Source organism: Pseudomonas sp. R11-23-07 (assembly GCF_003852295.1).
In the GTDB taxonomy this organism is placed as follows: domain Bacteria; phylum Pseudomonadota; class Gammaproteobacteria; order Pseudomonadales; family Pseudomonadaceae; genus Aquipseudomonas.
Map to the genome: position 1 here is coordinate 2,541,013 of NZ_CP027761.1, position 16,440 is coordinate 2,557,452.

General features: G+C 61.8%; 15 protein-coding genes. 13 read left to right on the top strand and 2 right to left on the bottom strand.

What is annotated here, in order from left to right:
* Nucleotides 1-7: 7 nt before the first annotated feature.
* From tssE to C4J84_RS11640, 13 genes are all read left to right on the top strand, one after another.
* Nucleotides 8-409, top strand: coding sequence for a type VI secretion system baseplate subunit TssE (tssE, locus tag C4J84_RS11580; RefSeq protein ID WP_124435369.1), 402 nt, complete (start codon nucleotides 8-10; stop codon nucleotides 407-409).
* Nucleotides 399-2,186, top strand: a complete 1,788-nt coding sequence (gene tssF, locus C4J84_RS11585) for a type VI secretion system baseplate subunit TssF (protein WP_124435370.1) — start codon at nucleotides 399-401, stop codon at nucleotides 2,184-2,186. Before tssE ends, tssF begins: the two co-directional genes overlap by 11 nt.
* Nucleotides 2,150-3,157 (top strand): type VI secretion system baseplate subunit TssG, encoded by a 1,008-nt coding sequence (gene tssG, locus C4J84_RS11590; protein WP_124435371.1) that lies wholly within the window; start codon nucleotides 2,150-2,152, stop codon nucleotides 3,155-3,157. Before tssF ends, tssG begins: the two co-directional genes overlap by 37 nt.
* Before the next feature lie 12 nt (nucleotides 3,158-3,169).
* The gene (locus tag C4J84_RS11595; protein ID WP_124435372.1) at nucleotides 3,170-5,605 is read left to right on the top strand and encodes an AAA family ATPase; all 2,436 of its coding nucleotides are present in this window, start codon (nucleotides 3,170-3,172) and stop codon (nucleotides 5,603-5,605) included.
* Nucleotides 5,602-7,128, top strand: a complete 1,527-nt coding sequence (locus C4J84_RS11600; protein ID WP_124370541.1) for a sigma-54-dependent Fis family transcriptional regulator — start codon at nucleotides 5,602-5,604, stop codon at nucleotides 7,126-7,128. The genes C4J84_RS11595 and C4J84_RS11600 overlap by 4 nt, the downstream gene beginning before the upstream one ends.
* Before the next feature lie 82 nt (nucleotides 7,129-7,210).
* Nucleotides 7,211-7,342 carry a type VI secretion protein gene (locus tag C4J84_RS11605; RefSeq protein WP_124362636.1) on the top strand — a complete coding sequence of 44 codons (132 nt, stop codon included), beginning with the start codon at nucleotides 7,211-7,213 and terminating at the stop codon, nucleotides 7,340-7,342.
* Nucleotides 7,343-7,360: 18 nt separating this feature from the next.
* Nucleotides 7,361-8,149 (top strand): type VI secretion system-associated FHA domain protein TagH, encoded by a 789-nt coding sequence (gene tagH / locus C4J84_RS11610; RefSeq protein ID WP_124370542.1) that lies wholly within the window; start codon nucleotides 7,361-7,363, stop codon nucleotides 8,147-8,149.
* Nucleotides 8,150-8,154: 5 nt separating this feature from the next.
* The gene (gene tssJ, locus C4J84_RS11615; protein WP_124370543.1) at nucleotides 8,155-8,640 is read left to right on the top strand and encodes a type VI secretion system lipoprotein TssJ; all 486 of its coding nucleotides are present in this window, start codon (nucleotides 8,155-8,157) and stop codon (nucleotides 8,638-8,640) included.
* A 1-nt stretch (nucleotide 8,641) separates the two neighbouring features.
* A complete protein-coding gene (gene tssK, locus C4J84_RS11620; protein ID WP_124370544.1) occupies nucleotides 8,642-9,970 on the top strand; it encodes a type VI secretion system baseplate subunit TssK in 1,329 nt (442 codons plus the stop codon).
* 5 nt (nucleotides 9,971-9,975) lie between these two features.
* Entirely contained in the window at nucleotides 9,976-10,833 is an 858-nt protein-coding gene (gene icmH / locus C4J84_RS11625; RefSeq protein WP_124370545.1) for a type IVB secretion system protein IcmH/DotU, read from the top strand.
* A 19-nt stretch (nucleotides 10,834-10,852) separates the two neighbouring features.
* The gene (tssM, locus tag C4J84_RS11630) at nucleotides 10,853-14,209 is read left to right on the top strand and encodes a type VI secretion system membrane subunit TssM (RefSeq protein WP_124370546.1); all 3,357 of its coding nucleotides are present in this window, start codon (nucleotides 10,853-10,855) and stop codon (nucleotides 14,207-14,209) included.
* A gap of 5 nt (nucleotides 14,210-14,214) precedes the next feature.
* On the top strand, nucleotides 14,215-14,925 hold the full coding sequence (locus C4J84_RS11635) for a PP2C family serine/threonine-protein phosphatase (protein WP_124372421.1): 711 nt from the start codon (nucleotides 14,215-14,217) through the stop codon (nucleotides 14,923-14,925).
* Nucleotides 14,922-15,764, top strand: a complete 843-nt coding sequence (locus C4J84_RS11640; RefSeq protein WP_124362643.1) for a serine/threonine-protein kinase — start codon at nucleotides 14,922-14,924, stop codon at nucleotides 15,762-15,764. Before C4J84_RS11635 ends, C4J84_RS11640 begins: the two co-directional genes overlap by 4 nt.
* Before the next feature lie 8 nt (nucleotides 15,765-15,772).
* On the opposite strand, the gene C4J84_RS11645 is transcribed toward C4J84_RS11640, so the two are convergent.
* The gene (locus tag C4J84_RS11645; RefSeq protein ID WP_124362644.1) at nucleotides 15,773-16,102 is read right to left on the bottom strand and encodes a DUF6388 family protein; all 330 of its coding nucleotides are present in this window, start codon (nucleotides 16,100-16,102) and stop codon (nucleotides 15,773-15,775) included.
* An 11-nt stretch (nucleotides 16,103-16,113) separates the two neighbouring features.
* A complete protein-coding gene (locus tag C4J84_RS11650; RefSeq protein WP_256681406.1) occupies nucleotides 16,114-16,368 on the bottom strand; it encodes a hypothetical protein in 255 nt (84 codons plus the stop codon).
* Nucleotides 16,369-16,440: the final 72 nt, after the last annotated feature.

Consider the following 16,440-nt stretch of genomic DNA (forward strand, 5'->3'; position numbering starts at 1 on the left):
CCAGGGGATGCGCCACCACAACAGCCTTTTCGAGCGCCTTGAGTCCGAGGTGTGTGCCAGCGAATGCCGTATGACGTCCGTCGCCGCGCATTTGACGAAAATGCTCAGCACCCGCGCAGGCAGCGTGCAGACGCTGCCGGATTACGGCTTGCCTGATCTCAATGATATGCGGCTCAGCCTGCATGAATCCCTGACCCAGTCACGCCTGCTGATCGAGCGCTTCATCCAGGCTTACGAACCACGGCTGGTGAATGTTCGCGTCAGGGTGCTGCCGCGCGTCCATGAATCGTTGGCACTGGCCTTTGCCATCGATGCCGGGCTGCTCATCGACGGTGGCACACAATCTGTCGTGTTCCATGCGCGCCTGGCGGATGCCGGGCAGGTAGAGGTCTGCGCAGATGGCCTTTAACCGCTATTTTCAAAGCGAACTCAGTGCCCTGCGACAACTCGGGCGGCGCTTTTCCGAGCGCAACCCGGCCCTGGCACCGTTTCTCGCCGAGACCGGTCAAGACCCGGATGTGGAGCGTTTACTCGAGGGTTTTGCATTCCTGACCGCGCGCCTGCGCCAGAAGCTCGATGACGAGCTGCCTGAGTTGACGCATTCCCTGATGCAGCTGTTATGGCCCAATTACATGCGGCCAATGCCTGCTTTCAGCATCCTGCAATTTGACCCGTTGAACTGCGCCGGCCCCAGCGTTCGCGTGGCACGGGACACCGCAGTGGAAAGCGTGCCCATCCAGGGCGAGCGTTGCCGTTTCAGAACCTGCTATGCCACCGATGTGATGCCGCTGCAACTTCGTCGCCTGGATTACGCCTGCCAGGGCGAAGCAACCTGGTTGGACCTGCGCCTGACCCTGAGTACAGAGGGGAATTTCAGTGCGCTGACATTCGAATCGTTACGACTGCACCTGGCCGGAGACCACTATGTGAGCCAAGGCCTGTACCTCAGCTTATTGCGACATCTGGATGGCATCCATCTGCAGCTATTGGACCAAAACGATTTGCCGGTCAACGGGATCGATGGTCAACCTGCGACGCTACGGCTCAGCGCCAACCAGGTTCAGCCGGTGGGTTTTGCAGAGGAACACGCATTAATTCCTTACCCGCAAAACACCTTCCGTGGTTATCGCCACTTGCAGGAATATTTCACGTTTCCCGAGAAATACTTGTTTGTCGATGTTCAAGGGTTGGGTGCGCTGCATCGATTCCCCCAAGAGGTACTCAAGCAGGCACATGGCATGGTGTTGCGCTTCGAGCTGCGCCCCCAGGGGCATGCGCTCCAGCGCCCCACCCTGGACAACGTCAAGCTGTACTGCACGCCTATCGTCAACCTGTTCAGTCACGACGCGATACCCATTCGGCTCGATGGAAAACAGGATGAATACCTGCTGTTGCCGGGAGAATATTCTCCGGAAAACGCCGGGGTGTTTTCGGTTGACCGTGTTACCGGATGGCGTCCTGGTGGCTTGGGCTATCAAACCTACGTGCCCTTTGAGTCGTTCGAGCATGACCGTGATGGCGAAACTTCGCGGGCGCTACCCAGCTTCAGCATCCGTCAACGGCCGTCGGTCCAGCACGACGGGCTGGCTACCTGGATAGGCTTTGGCGATCGCTGCGAGCAGGGCCCGGAAACACTGTCGATCGAGCTGACCTGTACCAATGCCGGTCTGCCGCGACAGCTAAGGGCAGGTGAGATCAACCAGCCCGGCGAGCACACCCCTGAGTCATTGACATTCCGTAACATCACTGCGCCAACCGCGAGTTTTGCGCCGCCACTGGACCAGGATTATCTCTGGAAGCTCATCAGCAACATGTCGCTCAACTATGTTTCGCTGACCGATATCAACGCATTGAAAGTGATTCTCGCGACCTACGACTTGCCGCGCTATCACGATCGACAGGCGCTGAAAATCAGCCAGAAAAAGTTGGGCGCGCTGCGCTCTATCCAGCACGAAGCGGTTGACCGGTTGCACCGGGGCCTGCCGATTCGCGGATTGCGGGTGGACCTGACGGTGGATCCCCTGGGGTTTGCAGGCCAGGGCGATCTGTTTGTGTTCGCTTCGGTCCTCAATCAGTTCTTTGCGCTTTACGCCAGCCTCAATTCGTATCACGAGTTGCGAGTGATCAGCACACAAGGAGACGTGTATCTATGGCCGTTCCGGATGGGGCAGCAACCCCTGCTTTGACTCAGCTTTGCCATGCCATCCGCGAATACACGCTATTCCAGGCGGTGGTGCAGGTGGTCACACGTTTACGTGAAGCTCATCCCCTGCTGGATGAGGATGCGCTGTATGACCAGCTGGAATTCCAGGCCAATCCAGGCCTGGGGTTTGCGGGACACGATATTGATCGTGTGGAGTTTTTCATGGACCACGGGCGCTTGCGTGCGCGCCTGCGCATCAACGTGCTGGGGTTGTTCGGCGCGGGCTCACCATTGCCCGCGTTTTATGCCGAGCAGGCGTTTGCGGAGCGCGCAGGTGGTAACCCCACGCGGGACTTCCTCGATATGTTCCACCATCGACTGCACCGTCTGATGTTACCGATCTGGCGCAAATACCGTTACCGGGCCTGCTTTCAACAGGGCGCCAGTGATGGGTTTTCCCAGCAAATGTTTGCGCTGATTGGCCTCGGCAGTCACGCGATACGGGGCGCCTCGCTTCTTGATTGCAAGCGCTTGCTGCCTTACCTCGGGCTTCTGAGCCTGCGCGCGCACTCGGCTGCATTGATGGAGACCGTCCTGCGGTATTACTTCAAGCATGCCCAGGTGTTCATCGAGCAATGGGTCGAACGCACCGTGGACGTCGCGCATTCGCAGCGCAATGACTTGGGCCACGCCAACTGCACGCTTGGCGACGACCTTGTATTGGGGCGTCGCATCGCTGATCGCAGCGGCAAGTTCAGGGTGCACATCAAGGCCCTGGGTTGGCAGCGTTTTCACGACTTTCTGCCCACGGGAACGGCCAATGCCCCCGCGTGCTCGCTGGTGCGTTTAACCGCGAGAGACGCGTTGCAATTTGACCTGCGCCTGGTACTGGCACCCGGCGAAATCAGGGCGTTGCATATCGGCGAAAACAATGTGTGCCGCCTGGGTTGGACCAGTTGGCTGGACCATGAGCGAGCGGACGGTGCGATCACGCTCGCCGGCCATTTTCATTAAGGATTGATGAGCATGATTAATGTGGACCTGCAATTACTGATCCGTACATTGACGGCCCCGACCCGCGGGGACCTGACGCGCGCGGCCGAGCGCTGCATGGCGCGTGGTGGTCATGAAGTGTTGGTGGAGGATCTGCTTCTGGCCTTGCTCGAGCATCCCGCCGGGTTGATGGCCAAGGCGCTGGCAGATGCCGACGTTTCCCTGGGCGAACTGCAAGCAGCCTTGCAGCCCAGGAGCGAGCAGAGCGCTACACGCAACCCGGTGTTCGCCCAGGCTCTGGTGCTGTGGTTACAACAAGCCGTGATGGTTGCCCACGTAGAGTTGGGCCAACGCTCTGTCGATCACGGTGCGCTGTTGCTGGCACTTTTACAGCACCCGCTGGAGTATGCGGGCAGCCGGTATCACGCTGTGCTCAGCCGTCTGGATACCGGCAGGGTGCGTGATTTTCTGCTGGGCCAGCCCAGCGAGCATCAGCCGATTGCCACGGAGTCGCTGCTGCAGCGCTTTACCCAGGACCTCACCCAGCATGCCCGTGAAGGCCGAATAGACCCAGTGCTGTGCCGCGAGCGCGAAATACGGCAATTGATCGACATCCTGGTGCGGCGGCGCAAGAACAACCCGATTCTCGTGGGGGAGGCCGGGGTGGGGAAAACGGCGATCGTCGAAGGGCTTGCGTTGCAGATCGCGGCTTTGCAGGTGCCCGAGGCCCTTAAAAGCGTTCGCGTGCTGACCCTCGATATGGGCTTGCTGCAAGCCGGTGCTGGCCTCAAAGGCGAGTTCGAGCGACGTCTCAAAGGTGTGATCGATGAAGTGAACGCATCGCCTGAGCCGGTCATCCTGTTTATCGACGAAGCCCATACCTTGGTGGGCGCTGGCGCCCAGCCGGGAGGCCTGGACGCGGCCAACCTGCTCAAGCCGGCCCTGGCGCGCGGCGCGTTGCGTACGATCGCCGCTACCACCTGGTCGGAATACAAGCAGTACATCGAAAAGGACCCGGCATTGGCGCGGCGGTTCCAGCCGGTACTGGTCGAGGAGCCGGGTGTCGAGCAGGCAGTGTCGATTCTGCGGGGACTGGTGCCTGTCTATGAAGCGAGCCATGGCGTGTATGTCCGTGATGATGCGGTGGTAGCAGCGGCCCACATGAGCGCACGCTATCTGGTGGGCCGACAGTTGCCGGACAAGGCGGTGGACGTGCTGGACACCGCCTGTGCCAGCGTCCGCACGCGTCAGGCAATGCCGCCTGAGGCACTGCAGGCGCTACGCGCCGAACTGATCGGGGGCCAGCGGCAGGCGCGGGCGCTGAGTCGAGACGCTGATAGCGGTTTGCCTGTGGATGCGCAGGCCCTTCAGGCGCTGAAGTTGCGCCTGGAAACCCTTGAGCACGATCGCCAGGTACTGGAGCAACAGTGGCTTGAGCGCGATGGGCCGTTGGTGAAACCTGAGGTCTGCCCGCACGGCGTGGCGCATGTCATCAGCGCGTGGACCGGTATTCCCGTCGAGCAGCTGGCCCTTGAACCGAACACAAAAGTGCTTGGGTTTGCCGCGGCCTTGCGCTCGCGCGTGCTTGGGCAGGATCACGCGGTGCAGGCCCTTGATCGTGCCTTGCGCGCCGTTGCCGCCGGGCTCAACAAGGTCGATGCCCCTGTCGGGGTGTTTCTGCTGGTGGGGCCAAGCGGTGTAGGCAAGACAGAAACGGCCCTGGCCCTGGCGGACCTTCTGTACGGCGGTGAACGGTTTGTCACCACCATCAATATGTCGGAGTACCAAGAGAAGCACGCGCTTTCCCGATTGATCGGTGCGCCACCGGGTTATGTCGGTTATGGCGAGGGCGGGGTTTTGACCGAAGCCGTACGCCAGCGTCCCTATTCAGTCGTGCTGCTCGACGAGGTGGAGAAGGCCGACCCGGAGGTATTGAACCTGTTTTACCAGGTCTTTGACAAAGGGCGCGCGAATGATGGCGAAGGGCGGGAAATCGACTTTCGCAACACCGTGCTGCTGATGACGTCCAACCTTGCCAGCGACTGTATCAACGCGCTTTGTTCAGGCGGTCAACGACCTGAACCCCAGGTGCTGCAAGACGCCATTTACCCGCTGCTGCGTGCCCACTTCAAGCCCGCATTGCTCGCCCGTATGCGCGTCATACCGTATTACCCGATTGACCAGCAGGTGCTGCACGACGTGGCAGAGCTCAAGCTCGCGGGCCTTGGCCAACGGCTGCACTCGCGCAAACTGGCATTCACCTACACCCCAGAATTGGTCGCGCACATGACCGAGCGTTGCGCGGACGGTGACAGCGGTGCGCGGTACATCGACCAGTGGATCGAGCGCCATTTGTTGCCGCAGATGGTGGACGGTCTGCTCGGCGCCATGGCCATGGAGACCACGGTTTCCTCGGTGCATGCGCGATTGGATGGCAACGGCCTGCCGCTCTGCGAGTTCAGCCAATGACCAACCTTGATCAATTGCCTGACCCGCTTGCCCACGCGAGCGCCTTGATCGGCTGCTTCACACGTATAGGCCTGGACAGTGACGGCGCTTCATTGCCCGGCGCGTGCGTCTCAGCGGTGGCGCAACTGAGTCACTGTGAGCTCACCCAGTTGTACCGGCTTGACGAAGCGACCGGCCGGCTTGAGCTGGCCGCCCAACACCTGAGCGCGACGCCCTCGGTGGCGGTGGCGACTTCAAGTATCGATCCGCGACACGTGCCTTTACTGCGCGACACACTGGATCAAGGCGCCGCGGTCAGTGTGGATGATGTGCAAAACAGTCCTTACGACCTGGGTTTCTTGCCGGTGCTCGCATCACCTTGGCGCGCCTTGTTGAGTGTGCCGCTGTTCAACCGCCTCAATACGCTCACGGGCGTGCTGCTATGCGCGGCCCAACGCCCGGTAGCGTTGCAAGGCTACGCGTCCTCGCTGGGCCAGTTCGCCAGCTTCGCCTTGCACCAACTGGCCCTGCTGCGCAGCCTGCGGTGGGTGCCGGCTGTTGCGCCGCAAGGGCGCGCAGTATCGCTGACCGGCACGTATGGCCTGATCGGCAACAGCACAGCGATGGCGCAAACCTGCCAATTGATCAGCAAGGTGCTGCATACCCCTTATACCGTCCTGCTGCGGGGAGAAACCGGCACCGGCAAAGAGGTGGTGGCTCGGGCCATCCACCTGGCAGGGCCGCGAGCAGCCAAGGCTTTCGTGGTGCAGAACTGCGCTGCGTTCCCGGAAGGCTTGTTGGAGAGCGAGCTGTTCGGCTACCGCAAAGGCGCATTTACCGGTGCCGAGCGCAACTATGCAGGGCTGTTCGACGCCGCCCATGGCGGCACGTTGCTGCTGGATGAAATCGGCGATATGCCGCTGACCCTACAAGCCAAGTTGTTGCGGGTATTGCAGGAAGGTGAGGTGCGCCCATTGGGCGCCAGTGCTGCGCACAAGGTTGATGTGCGCATCATCGCGGCGACCCACCGTGACCTCTCAACCATGGTCGCCGAAGGCAGTTTTCGCGAGGATCTTTATTACCGGCTTGCCCAGTTCCCCATCCAGTTACCGGCCTTGCGTGAGCGAGACGGGGATGTGCTGCAGCTGGCACGGCATTTCGCCGACAAGGCGTGCGCAAGCCTGGGAAGGACACCTGTGGAATGGTCGAATATCGCCCTTGATCAACTGTCGAGTCATGCCTTTCCTGGCAACGTGCGTGAACTCAAGTGCCTGGTGGAGCGAGCCGTTCTGCTGTGTGACGACAACGTGATCCTGCCGGCGCACCTGTCGCTTCCCCAGGTGTCGGCCGCGACCGCCGTTGATGATGTCACGCTGCGCCAGCGTCTGGAGCGGGTAGAGCGCGTGTTCCTGCTCGATTGCCTGCACAAGAATCGTGGCAATCGGACCCGTACGGCGCGTGAGCTCGGCGTCGCACGGCGCACGCTGCTTTACCGGCTTGCACGCTTGAACATTCCTTGCGGCGAAGCCAGCGGGGACCGTTGAGCGGTGCATCCGAGGATTGCTGAGATCATTGCCGCCGTTATCGATATGAGGTCGGCGGGCCTTTTCACCCAGGAGAAACCTGATGCCTGATCGTCCGTGGCACGTCGTCGTGCTTGTGTTGTGTCTGCTTGGCGGTTGTAACGCCAATTACGTATTCGATGATGCCCAATACCGTCCTTTGGGTGAGCCCCAGGCGGTGACCCGTGGCCGATAAGAAAGAGGGAGCTTGACCATGCGGCTTGTGTTTGAGGTAAGTGAGGCCGCAGGCGCAGACCCTGTGTCCATGGTGCGCAAAGTGTTTGACGGCGTGGGCGGTGTGATTGGGCGTGGCTCTGGCTGTGACTGGGTCATCCATGATCCCAGTCGGCTGCTCTCCAGCCACCACGGTTTGGTGGGTTACCGCGAAGGTCGTTACTTTCTGACGGATATCAGCAGCAACGGTATCGGCATGGCAGGCAGTTGCGAACGGTTGCACAAAGGGCAGGCGCGATTGATCGAAGATGGCGACGTGTTCGAACTGGGTGCGCTGTCGATACGCGCGCGGCTGATGGAATCGTCTCCACCTTTGCGTGAGCAGCCCATCACCACGGGAGTACCGATTCCCGATGATGCTTTCCTGGCTCTGGACCCGTTGCAGGCACTGGACCTTGAGCATCAGCGACATAGTACCTCGGATGAACTGGCAGCTTTGAATGCGGGCGTTGGCGAGCCCGGAGAGTGGGCGGACCGGCACGCCGCCGACCGCGAGCATGTGGCAATGCCGTGTCGGGTTGAGCTCATCAAGGAGCTTCCCGGAGCGAACTCTGTCGCGACGGCACCGCCGCCGGATGACGTCTTCTGGACGGAGTTTGCCGCGGCGCTGGGGCTTGACCTGGGCCGGCTTGACCACGTTGCACGAAAGGCGCTGGCGATCAAGGTGGCGCGCCTGTGTCGGCTGGAGGTTGAACGGCTGCAACACAGCCGGGCCTTTGAAGAACAGGTGCGCCTGATCTCAACCCTGCACAGCGATTATCCAGGATGATGTCCATGTATCGAGTCACCCTCACGCCCCTGTTGCTCACGCTCGGCCTGTTGGCTGGCTGCAGCGCCGTATCGCCTTTTTCAACATTGACCAAACTGGACCTGGTACTGACCGCCAGTGAGCAGGTCAACCCGGACCTTCATGGCCGACCCTCGCCGGTCGTGCTGCAACTGATTGAACTGCGCCATGGCGTAGCTTTCGAGAATGCCGACTTCTTCAGCCTGTATGACCACGCCGAGCAGGTATTGCCAAAGGACTGGGTGAGCAGCGAGGAAATAGAGCTGCGCCCAGGGGACCGACTGGCGCTCAAACTGAGTGTCGGGCCAAAAAGTCATTTTGTGGGCGTGCTGGCGGCGTACCGGGACTTGCCGCACGTTCAATGGCGGCTGCTCGTTCCGCTCACCGCGCAGCAATTGAACCGTGCCGAGCTGGTACTGGACCACGACGGAATCCGGCTTGCCGACCCGCGCTCCGGCAAGGAGGTGCAGTGATATGCACGCGCATAAAGTCATTTGGCAGGAAGGCATGCTGTTGCGGCCGCAGCACTTGCAGCACAACGACCGCCATTACCAGCAACAGCTCAACCAGACGCGTTTGCTGGGGCCTGACGCCTGGGGCTTCCTCACGCTGGAACTCGATGTGCAGTACCTCAACCTGGGCAAACTAGTGGTCACTCAAGCCAGCGGTGTATTGCCGGACGGTAGCCTGTTCGACCACGGCACCGCGATGGAGCCCCTGGTATTACAAGTACCCGCCAACCCGGGGGAGCAGGCTGTTTACCTGGCGCTGCTGCTGGCAACCGGCAATCAGATTGAAGCCCGCCAACCGGAGCAGGGCGATGTCCTGGCGCGCTACCTCGCTTGTGAGGTGGAGGTAGGTGATTCGAACGCCGGTGCCGACGCTCGCTGTCGAATTCACTGCGCGCGACCTGATTTGCGTCTCCTGCTGGGTGAGCAGCACAGAGAACAGGGCTTCGTCAGACTCAAGGTCGCCCAGGTGCTGGAGTCTACCGATGCGGGGGGCGTGCGCCTGGATGCGGAGTTCGTCCCGACGTTCATTTTTATGCAGGATCGCGGGTATGTATCGTCTTGTCTTAAGGAGGTGATCGGCCTGCTTGCGTCGCGGGGGGATGCCATCGCGGCGCGGATCCGGGGCGAGAGCAGCGCCGCCGGCACGCAGGTCGGCGATTTCCTCATGCTGCAAGTGATCAATCGTACCGAGTTGGAGCTGCGCCACTGCTTGAGCCAGGCCCTGGTTCGCCCTGAAGCGGTGTTCCGCGCATTGGTGGCGCTGCTCGGTGAGTTGTCGACGTTCGCCAGCGATAGCAGGCGCCCGGCGCTGGATGTGCATTACCGGCACGCCGACCAGGGGGCAAGTTTCCGGGGCCTGATGGAGGCTGTGCGTGCCGTGTTGTCGGTCGTGCTGGAACAACACTCCATCGAGTTGCCGTTGCAACAACGTCAGTACGGCGTATTGGTTTGCCCGGTCAGCGACCTGAAATTGCTGGGTACGGCGACGTTCATCCTGGCGGCTACGGCGCAGTGTGATTCGGAGGCCTTGCGCCAACGCCTGCCGGCACATTTGAAAGTCGGCGCGGTTGAGCGCATACGCGAATTGGTCAATCTGCACCTGGCGGGTATCAAGGTCAAACCACTGCCCGTGGCGCCGCGCCAGATCCCGTTCCACGCCGCCAAGACCTATTTCATGCTGGACATGAATGCCCGCGATATCGCGCAGCTGGAGCAGTCGGGTGGCTTCGCGTTCCATGTCGGGGGCGAGTTCGCCGGGCTTGAGCTGACCTTCTGGGCCATCAGGAATTGAATGCTATGGACAGTGAATACTCGCAGGATGAAAAAACCGTCCTGCTCGATCGCGACGGCTACGGGCCCGCGCAAGGGCCGCTTACGGAGTTCCCGGCGCCGCCGCGCTATGAACAATTGCAGGACCGGATGATCTACGCGAGCCAAGCACTGGGCGCACACAGCTTCACCACAGCGCTCAATCCCCTCGTGGTCGCCGCTTGGGAGCTATTGTCGCAAGTGGTCCAGCTCAAGGGCTGCTCCGGTCGGGAAAACCTCATCACGATCAACGACCGATTGTCATCCGCGGTGACTCAATTCGAAACCCGTGCCTTGCAGGGTGGCATTGAAAATACCCAGGTCATGTCTGCGCGCTACGTGTTGTGCAGCGTGATCGACGAAGCAGTCGTCACCACGTCGTGGGGGGCTCGAAGTGACTGGTCGAAGATGAGCCTGTTGAGTCGCTTTCATCACGAAACGTTCGGCGGCGAGAAAGTATTCCAGTTGCTGGAACGCCTGGCGCGCGACCCGGTAAAACACTTGGCGATGCTGGAGCTGATGTACCTGTGCCTGTCCCTTGGGTTCGAAGGTAAATACCGGGTGATGGAGCGGGGGGTAGTGCAACTCGAAGCCGTTCGAGATGGCTTGTATCGACAGATCAGGCAGGTGCGAGGCAATCCACCGTTGGCGCCGGTGTTGCCGGAAGGGCAGGGGCGCACGCGACGCAGGCACGTACGCGTCATTCCTGTTGGCGGGTGTGTGGCCTTCACGCTGTGCGGTTTGCTCGCGATGTACACGGGATTCGCCTGGGTATTGGAGCGAGACAGGGCAAGTGCGCTGCAAAGCCTTCAATTGTCGGCGTCGGATCTTACCCGCACGCCCTAGTAAACGCAGGGAGCAACGAATGAACGCATTCTTCAAGGGCGTGGGTGCCGTGCTGGCCAAGGTTTGGGTGTGGAGCCTGATGCTGGTGCTTTGCTGTGCTGCATTCGTGTGGTACGTCGGACCGCTGTTGGCCGTGGACGACTACCGGTTCTGGCAAAGCGCGACTGCCCGCCTGTTGACCCTCAGCGCATTGTTCCTGCTGTGGGGATTGGCGATGGTCCTGGCGGGCGGGCGCCGTGCTGCTGGACTCGAAAGGCCGGCTCCGCCAACCGCTCATCCGCCATTGAGAGCGGTGGAGGACGAGCAGAAGCACGTCCGTGGTCGTTTCAAGGACGCCCTCCACCGGTTGAAAACGTCTGCGCGCTATGGCGAGCGCAACGCACGTTGGCGCCATGATTTGCCCTGGTACCTGGTGATCGGTGAACCGCGCAGTGGCAAGACCCAACTGTTGGCGGCAGCGGGTTTGCAGTCACCGTTCGATCAGGCTGACACGCGCCCGACGGGCGGCAGCGGGCAGTGTGACTGGTACTTCGCCGATGAAGGGGTGCTTATCGACACGCCAGGGCGCTATCTGATTCAACCAGACCGTTCGGTGGATGCCGCCGGCTGGACCACGCTGTTGGCCAGTCTGAGGTGGCGGCATCGAGTGCGCCCGCTCAACGGCGTGGTGGTGACGCTGTCGGTAGACAGGCTCCTGAGCGGTAATGAGCACGACCTGGAGCAACTGGCGCGCCATGTCCATTCGCGCGTGCAGGAAATTCAGCAGGTACTGCAGGTGGATGTACCCCTCTACCTGGTGGTGACCCAGGCCGATCGACTGGCGGGGTTCATCGAGTACTTCGACTCACCGTCAGGGGACGATGTCGGAGCGGTGCTGGGCCAACCTCTGGAGGCTGACAAGGCGGGCAATGACATCACTCAGGTTCGCCGAGCGTTCGAGCAATTACTGCAACGGCTGCACGGCGAATTGATTGAGCGATTGCACCAGGAGCGCGATGTCGAGCGCCGCGGGCGAATGCTTGATTTTCCCCAGCAGACCGCGCAAATAGGCGAGCGTTTGTGCCTGTTTATCGAGTGGGCGTTTTGCGCCCATCGCTACCAGCGCATCAACGGCTTGCGCGGGTTCTACCTGACCTGTGCCAGCGACAGTCGCAGCCATTTCGTGCAGGGCCTGTTCAGTCGGGTGATCTTTGCCGGGGCGGACCTGGCCGCCTTGCAGACCCGGGAGCGCCAGCGCATCTGGCGGCGCAATGGGTTGCTGGGGATGGCGGCTGCGCTGGTCCTGGCGGGTGCCGGGGGGCTGTGGATGCACAGTTACGCGGCCAACCAACAACGTTTGGCTCATATCGCTGCGCTTAGCGCCCCCGCCGTGCAGGGTAACGATGAAACCTTGACGCTCCTTGCGCTGCTGGATGCTCGCTGGGCGGCGACCCAGGTGTTTCCCACACCAGGCGACGCTCCACTGATCGAGCGAGCCGGCCTGTATCAGGGCGAGGTCAGCCGACCGTGGGTGGCACGCGCCTATGAGCAGGCGTTGCAGCAGCGACTGCTGGGCCGCGCCGTTGCCCTGCTCGAAGAGCAGGTACGCGCCAGCCTCGGCGATCGCGAGCGCCTGCTCGACAACTTGCGTGCGTACCTGATGCTCAATCTGCGCGAACGCCGGGATACCGCGTGGTTGACGCAGCATATGGCCAGCCATTGGTCGCTGCGGTTTCCCGGTGATATGCCGGTACAGAAGCGCCTGAATGAACATTGGGCGCGACTGCTTGAGCAGCCATTTTCCGCCCGCCTCAACGACGACCTGGTGGCTCAGGCGCGGGCCGCGCTGCGGGGCGAGTCATTGGCCGACGTGGTGTACCGGGTGCTGCGCGAACAATCGCGCGACCTGGAGCCGTTGCGTCTGGCCGAGGGCAAGGTCTTTGCCGCCATCGATCCACCGGTTCCTGGCTTCTACACCAAAAGGTATGTGCAGTACTTCGAAGCGCAAGGCCCCAAGCTGGTGAACGCCATTGCCCAGGATAACTGGGTACTGGGCGAAGGCACTGACTTGAGCAGCGAGGATCTGCAGCGCTTGATGATCGAACTGCAACAGCGCTACTTCAGTGAGTATGCCCAGGCCTGGAGCGATGCGCTCGGTCGCATCAGGCTGCTGCACACCGACGGTCTGCGCGAGGATGCCGAACGTCTCGCGGGGCTGACGTCGGCTCAATCGCCAGTCCTTCTGCTATTGCAGCAGCTTCGTGAAAATACCCGTTTACTGCCGGGCCTGGAGCTGCCAGCAACGATGGCCCAGCCGTCAGGCGCGTTGGGCGTGGTCGCCAGGGCTGCGGTGGCGCAGGGGCAGGCTGCCTTGGGCGACTCGGCTCGCCGGGCTTTGCAGCGGCGTTTTGAACCCTTGCATCAGTTGCTGGATGAGCAGCAGAACCCCAGCGCGGAGCTGGCCCAGGGGTTGCGCCTGCTCGACCAATTACACCTGCAATTGGCGACGCTGAGCCGTGAGGGTTCGCCGGAGCAGGCGGCCTTTTTGCGGGCAAAGCGGCGCATGGACGGCCAGCAGGACGTGCTGGGCGACCTGCGTGCAGCGTCCAGCCGTTTGCCGCTTCCGCTTGCCGGTTGGTTTGAAGGGATTGGCGATCAGACATGGCGCCATTTATTGGACCAGGCCTATGCCCATGTCAATCAGCGCTACCAGAGCGAGGTGCAGGGGCTTTACGCCAGGGCGATTCGGCAACGGTATCCGTTCAACGCCCACGCGACGAATGATGTGGCCCTTGACGATTTTCGTGAGTTCTTTAAACCCCAAGGCGTGTGGGCGCGTTTTTACGAGGGGTACCTGCGCGCGTTTGTCACCGCAGATGGCACGCGCTACCGGTTGCGTGGGCTGGACGGACAGGGTTTGCCGATCTCACGTTCGCTGCTGGATCAACTGACGAAAGCCCAGGTTATCCGACGCGGCTTTTTCACCGAAGATCAGGGAGAGTTGGCGGTGGGTTTTACCTTGGCGCCCTACAGCCTGGATCAGTCGGTCAACCGAGCGATCCTGCGATTGGGTGAAAAGCAGTTGGAATACCGGCACGGCCCGATCATACCCATGACGTTCCGGTGGCCCATCGAAGCAGATAACGGACGCGCCAGCCTCGTACTGGAGAGGGGGGGCGAATTGCGCCCCCTGGGTATCGAGAAGAGCGCCGGCGCCTGGTCGTTGTTCCGGTTTTTCGACTTGATGCAACGCGAGCCTGCGAGTGACCGCAACGCGCAGATCGTCAAGGCTGACCTGGCCGGGTTGCGCGCCAATTACCTGCTGACCAGCCAACGGACACCCAGCCCATTTGAGATGGACACGTGGCGCACCTTCCGCCTGCCGGAGCAACTGTGAGCCCAATGCGGCCCACATGGCGCAGCGCCGGGCGTACACAGCGCGGGCAGTCACGGCCGCGCAATGAGGATGCCCTGCTCGATTGCCCGCAAGGAGGCTGTTGGGCCGTGGCGGACGGCATGGGCGGGCACCGGCACGGCGATCTCGCGAGCGAGTGGGTGATCAGCAGCCTGGCTTCGTTATCGGCGCAGGGCAGCCTTGATCAGCGGGTCGATGCGGTTCGACAGCGGCTGCAAGGTGTCAATCAGCGGCTGGCGGATGCGCGGCGCACCGGCAGTGCCACAATGGGGAGTACGGTGGTCACACTGTTGCTGGATAATGGGCGTGCGGCCTGTGTGTGGGCGGGGGACAGCCGCTGTTATTTGTGGCGTGAACAACGCCTGTACCAGCTGTCGAGAGATCATTCGCTGTTGCAGCGCCTCATGGACGAGGGTCAGTTGAGTGCGACGCAAGCTCGGGCCCACCCCGATGCCAGAGCCTTGACCCGGGCCATTGGCGCGCACGCGTCAGTACGGCTTGAGGTGCTGGAGCTCAGGACCCGCCCTGGCGATGTGTTTTTATTGTGCAGCGATGGTCTCTACCAGGCACTCAGCCATGTCCAGCTGGGCCTGGCGTTGAGTGCAGGCGGGCCGCAGCAGGTCGTGGAAAGATTGTTCGCCAGCGCGTTGCGCGCCCCGGCACGCGATGATTTGACCGCCGTCGTGGTGCACTCATGAGTGCGGCATCAACTCCCCCGGTTTTGCTCGTCGGCCGCTACCACCTTGAGCAGGTCGTGGGCCGGGGCGGGATGGGCGTGGTGTACCGTGCGCGCGACCTGTTACATGAGCAATTTGGCGAGCCTTGTTCCGCTGTGGCGCTCAAGCTGCTGGACGAGTCTTTGTCTGCGTGCCCGGATGCCCATGTATTGCTGTTCAGCGAGTTTGCCCTGGCGCGCCGCCTGCGACATGAGCGCGTGGTAAGGGTGTATTCGTTTGAGGTGGATACGTCCAGCCAGATCGCCTTTTTTACCATGGAGCTGCTGCATGGCCTGACGCTGGACCGACTGCTTGTGGAATGCCCTGATGGATTGCCGTGGGCAGAGCTGCAACCGATTGCCCTGCAACTGCTGGACGCGTTGGTTTATGCCCATCAACACAACGTGCTGCATGGCGATATCAAACCGGCCAATGTCATGGTGGGCGAAGCGGGCGTGCGTTTATTCGATTTCGGCCTTGGGCAGTCATTTGCGCAGACCCCGGCGGACTTGGCGGCGGTGAATCGCAGCCGGTTGAATGCCTGGACCCGGGCCTATGCGGCGCCTGAATTACTGGCGGGTGGCGCGTTGACGCCCGCTGCGGACCTCTATGGCGTGGCGTGCGTCCTGTATGAGCTGGCCCAGGGCAAGCGCCTCGGGGAACGCCAACCGGGCGCCGGGCTGCCTCGGCCCAGGCAGTTGCCCCGACGTTGCTGGCCGGCACTGCACACCGCCTTGGCGCAGGACCCGCAACGCCGGGCCCTGACGGTCGCCGAGTTGCGGCAGGTCATGGGGTGCAGGCGGCTTCGCTGGTTCGGCTAGCCAGCGCGTCAGCCGGCGAGGTCATGCAGTTGGCAGTAGTCGGCCCAACTCATGCCGGCCATCTGTGCGACTTCCTTGTGCACCTCGAGGCGTTGAGTTTCGAAGGCTTCGCTGGACTCGGCAGTCAGCTTGAGGGTCAGCTCCCAGGCGAACAGGCCCTGGCGCTCGGCCTGCGCCTCGAACGCTTCATACAGACGCTCGGTACGATACTGCGCCACGGTTTCTCCCCTGGCCTGGGCAGCCAGTGGGTTGAGGTTGTTCAATTCAGCGGCCACGTCCGGGTGTTCGTGCAGGAACCGGTCCAGTGCGCGTTGATAGTTATCGCCAGGTGCTGACAACGCCAAGCCCCTCAGCGAGAGAGACGGGAGTCGACGTCGGGTGCGTGCCCGTCGACGTGACGCCGAGCGCGCTTGCGCGACCTGCGCTGGAGCCAGCGTTGCAACGGTGCCAGTAAAAAGAACATCAGGTAGGCGACAAGCACCAACGTCAAGTCTATCCAGGTCTCCGCGACGGGCCCGGTATACAGTTCGATGACGTTCTTGATGATAAATAACAGCGCCACGCTGCACAGCCACAACAGGATGGTGACAAATAGGGGGCGCATGGTGCTGGACCGCTTATGGTGCATGGTAAGGCTCTCTCTCCTTTGTGCCTGCTTCTTGCCAGGCAATATTCC

Coding starts and splice junctions, on each gene's coding strand:
- tssE (WP_124435369.1), top strand. CDS start 8: ATGCGCCACCACAACAGCCTTTTCGAGCGCCTTGAGTCCGAGGTGTGT.
- tssF (WP_124435370.1), top strand. CDS start 399: ATGGCCTTTAACCGCTATTTTCAAAGCGAACTCAGTGCCCTGCGACAA.
- tssG (WP_124435371.1), top strand. CDS start 2,150: ATGGCCGTTCCGGATGGGGCAGCAACCCCTGCTTTGACTCAGCTTTGC.
- C4J84_RS11595 (WP_124435372.1), top strand. CDS start 3,170: ATGATTAATGTGGACCTGCAATTACTGATCCGTACATTGACGGCCCCG.
- C4J84_RS11600 (WP_124370541.1), top strand. CDS start 5,602: ATGACCAACCTTGATCAATTGCCTGACCCGCTTGCCCACGCGAGCGCC.
- C4J84_RS11605 (WP_124362636.1), top strand. CDS start 7,211: ATGCCTGATCGTCCGTGGCACGTCGTCGTGCTTGTGTTGTGTCTGCTT.
- tagH (WP_124370542.1), top strand. CDS start 7,361: ATGCGGCTTGTGTTTGAGGTAAGTGAGGCCGCAGGCGCAGACCCTGTG.
- tssJ (WP_124370543.1), top strand. CDS start 8,155: ATGTATCGAGTCACCCTCACGCCCCTGTTGCTCACGCTCGGCCTGTTG.
- tssK (WP_124370544.1), top strand. CDS start 8,642: ATGCACGCGCATAAAGTCATTTGGCAGGAAGGCATGCTGTTGCGGCCG.
- icmH (WP_124370545.1), top strand. CDS start 9,976: ATGGACAGTGAATACTCGCAGGATGAAAAAACCGTCCTGCTCGATCGC.
- tssM (WP_124370546.1), top strand. CDS start 10,853: ATGAACGCATTCTTCAAGGGCGTGGGTGCCGTGCTGGCCAAGGTTTGG.
- C4J84_RS11635 (WP_124372421.1), top strand. CDS start 14,215: ATGCGGCCCACATGGCGCAGCGCCGGGCGTACACAGCGCGGGCAGTCA.
- C4J84_RS11640 (WP_124362643.1), top strand. CDS start 14,922: ATGAGTGCGGCATCAACTCCCCCGGTTTTGCTCGTCGGCCGCTACCAC.
- C4J84_RS11650 (WP_256681406.1), bottom strand. CDS start 16,368: ATGCGCCCCCTATTTGTCACCATCCTGTTGTGGCTGTGCAGCGTGGCG.